Here is a 358-nt window from a genome sequence, read left to right on the forward strand (position 1 = left end):
ACCACAATTGCAGGCGTATAACGGCGCAGCAAAATATCGCGGAATTTGGCAGGAATCGCCAACCGCCCTTTACTGTCCATACTCAATTCATGAGCACCGCCAAACACATCACACCCCAAATTCGATTAAAATAAAACTAGAGTGGGATTAAAAATCCCACCTTCCTAAAATATTTCGTTTTCACTCCTACGGAACACTTTTTAGGAAAAAGTAACCACTTTCACCCACTATGCCCCACTAACCGACACTATAAGAAATTTTGGCAATCAGGTCAAATCAACCCTTTATCTGAAATGAAACACTAAACACTTAAAATTCAATAGCTTATATATACAAAAATGCATGACAAATTAATATG

1 pseudogene is annotated in these 358 nt (G+C 38.0%); it reads right to left on the reverse strand.

The features are described 5' to 3' along the window. Positions 1-107, reverse strand: a pseudogene (locus ACTHSP_RS22940) (division/cell wall cluster transcriptional repressor MraZ); the annotation flags it as partial. Positions 108-358 lie beyond the last annotated feature (251 nt).

This window comes from Neisseria sp. P0001.S005 (genome assembly GCF_051963715.1).